This is a genomic window from Limnofasciculus baicalensis BBK-W-15 (genome assembly GCF_024178385.1).
Lineage (GTDB): Bacteria > Cyanobacteriota > Cyanobacteriia > Cyanobacteriales > Coleofasciculaceae > Limnofasciculus > Limnofasciculus baicalensis.
The window spans coordinates 1-2,383 of record NZ_JAMZMM010000601.1 but is presented as its reverse complement, the minus strand read 5'-3'; the positions used below and the strand labels follow the sequence as shown (position 1 = coordinate 2,383).

The 2,383-nt window shown below is 44.8% G+C and carries 4 protein-coding genes and 1 pseudogene; 3 read left to right on the top strand and 2 right to left on the bottom strand.

Annotation, left to right across the window (positions count from 1 at the left end):
- Positions 1 to 28: 28 nt before the first annotated feature.
- Together NJ959_RS28605 and rsmD are read left to right on the top strand one after the other, a co-directional pair.
- The gene (locus NJ959_RS28605) at positions 29 to 493 is read left to right on the top strand and encodes a DUF3531 family protein (RefSeq protein ID WP_254015155.1); all 465 of its coding nucleotides are present in this window, start codon (positions 29 to 31) and stop codon (positions 491 to 493) included.
- Positions 494 to 498: 5 nt separating this feature from the next.
- The gene (gene rsmD / locus NJ959_RS28600) at positions 499 to 1,086 is read left to right on the top strand and encodes a 16S rRNA (guanine(966)-N(2))-methyltransferase RsmD (RefSeq protein ID WP_254015154.1); all 588 of its coding nucleotides are present in this window, start codon (positions 499 to 501) and stop codon (positions 1,084 to 1,086) included.
- 115 nt (positions 1,087 to 1,201) lie between these two features.
- Here rsmD and petG read toward each other — a convergent pair whose 3' ends face one another.
- The gene (petG, locus tag NJ959_RS28595) at positions 1,202 to 1,318 is read right to left on the bottom strand and encodes a cytochrome b6-f complex subunit V (RefSeq protein ID WP_254015153.1); all 117 of its coding nucleotides are present in this window, start codon (positions 1,316 to 1,318) and stop codon (positions 1,202 to 1,204) included.
- 300 nt (positions 1,319 to 1,618) lie between these two features.
- Here petG and NJ959_RS28590 point away from each other — a divergent pair, with 300 nt between their 5' ends.
- A complete protein-coding gene (locus NJ959_RS28590; protein ID WP_254015152.1) occupies positions 1,619 to 1,993 on the top strand; it encodes a c-type cytochrome in 375 nt (124 codons plus the stop codon).
- Between the two features lie 223 nt (positions 1,994 to 2,216).
- Here the strand turns inward: NJ959_RS28590 and NJ959_RS30995 are convergent.
- Positions 2,217 to 2,383, bottom strand: a pseudogene (locus tag NJ959_RS30995) (DUF6745 domain-containing protein); the annotation flags it as partial.

Below are 2,383 nucleotides of genomic sequence, written 5' to 3'. Positions count from 1 at the left end.
GTCGAGGTCTGTAGAACCGTTAACGATTATGCAAGTACTGTTCCGCGAGTATAACCCTTTTGATGTGTGGATTTGGTTAGAGTTTAGTACTGTTCCTTCGTCAATGGAAAGGGAATACGTTGAAGAAGTCTTCAACTCTTGGTTTTACCTGGGGAAATTGGGAGGGTTTAATGCGGAAAATCTTCAGGTACAGGAGGTGGGTGTTCAAATCAGCGATATGGAGTATGAGGATTCACAAGAAGATACTACTTTGATGGCGCTGATGCACAATAAAAGTGAATTTGAGTATGAAGGGAGTTGGGGACGCTGCTGGTTTGATTTGGGAACCTCTGATGCAATCGCAATTGATGTTTTGATTAATGCCCTCAAACAGTTGTCTAAGGAATATGTCAATATCGAAAGATTAGTAATTGGCGGTCAAAATCAAGATTGGCGAGTACCAGCTAGTAGAGAATCGCTATTCTATGAATCTCAGGATAATGGCGCGATTTAATAATAATGAGAATTTACGGTAATCGCCAGTTAAAAACTATCCCCGGACAAACTATTCGCCCTACACCTGCACGGGTGCGAGAGGCGGTATTTAATATTTGGCAAGGTGCGATCGCAAATTGTCGCTGGCTAGATCTCTGCACAGGTGCGGGGTCCATGGGTGCAGAAGCACTCTGCCGTGGGGCTTCTTTAGTAGTAGGGATTGACAAATGGAGCAAATCATGCTCGGTCGTTCAACAGAACTGGGAAATGGTAGCGCAACCGGGGCAAGAGTTTCAGGTATTGCGAGGAGATGTGGTGGTGCGGTTGAAAAGCCTTGCTGGTGAAAAGTTTGACCGGATTTATTTCGATCCGCCTTATGCTAGCGACTTATATCAACCCGTGTTAGATGCGATCGCAAAGTATCAGCTTCTTGCTGATGAAGGTGAACTTGCTGTAGAACATAGTACTCATTACTGGAGTGGGATGGCAACGCCAGCCAGAGGCATCGCGATTCCCACTTTGGAAATATCCCGTCAGAAAGTCTACGGTAATACTGCTGTAACCTTCTATCGTCGGGAATTAGGGGAGTGGGGAGTAGGGAGTAGGGAGTAGGGAGTGAGGAGTGGGGAGAAGGGAGTAGGGAGTGGGGAGTAGGGAGTGGGGAGTAGGAGCATTTTAACTCAAAACTCAAAACTCAAAACTCTCTTCCCCCTAGCCCCTAGCCCCTTTATTTGATACCGAGTTGATCGCCACGCTTGTACTGCATGTAGGCGGCGAAAAATAACCCAGAGAGGGTGACGGCAATTAAGCCAAGTACGATTCCTGATAGCAGGGGTTCAACCACGGTAGTTCTCCTAAGACTAAGTTTTGTTTTACCTGTTTCTCATCCTACTAGCTGGATGACCAAAGTGCTATAGACGACAGAGATCAACCTCTTTAGAGGATTGCGATTTCTTAAAGCCCAAGGGAATGGGCAGATTTAACTTGCTAATTTAAGCAAACAATTTTAAGCTATGTTTATGAATCGACATATTTCTAGACAACCTGTTACAATATTACTCTCTTGAGTAACTCCATCTGTGTCTCAGTGCGATCTTAATTAACTAAAAACACTTCACAAATTCTCAACCTGTCAGGAGATCTCTTGGAGAATCAGCTTGCCCAACCTGAAATCCTAATTCGGAGGATTGCCATCGTAGCCGTAGCGCTAGTGCTGGTAATTGGCGCAATCGTCGTCAGTTTCCATGTCATGCGGGTTTCCGATCCTTATTTTCAAAGTATTTTGTCCTTGAATGGGGATTCAGCGCGAGGTCATGCTATTTTTGAGATTAACTGTGCTGGGTGTCATGGAGTGGAAGCAGCAGGATTGGTGGGACCAAGTTTGCAACATGTTTCTCAGCGAAAGTCGAAGATTGGGTTAATTGAGCAGGTGACTAGTGGTGAGACACCTCCCATGCCAAAGTTTCAACCTCATCCCCAGGAAATGGCTGATTTGTTGAGCTACTTGCAACAATTGTAGCGATGAGGTAAACTACCCACCCCTAACAGAGGAGTACCAAAATCCCCTTTGCTTAAAAAAAAATATTATACCGAGTTGTAGGGCAGGCATCTTGCCTGCCATTAACAGGCAGGATGCCTGTTCTACATTAGATTATCACGGAGGAGTTGCAAAGCAAACTCAATAATCTCCAACCTTTCCACATTTGGCATCTGCTTGATTGCTTCTAGGATTTGAGTTTTGATCATGTTTCCACCGCAAACTCTTCGGGATCAGTATCCCAATTCACCCAAGTAATTGCTTCTCGTGCTGAGGTTACCGTTGGCGGTACTCGCGTAGCGTGAATGTGACTGGTGCTGGGACAAATCATTTTTAATAAATAAATTGGTTCTACATCCACCTCATTATCTA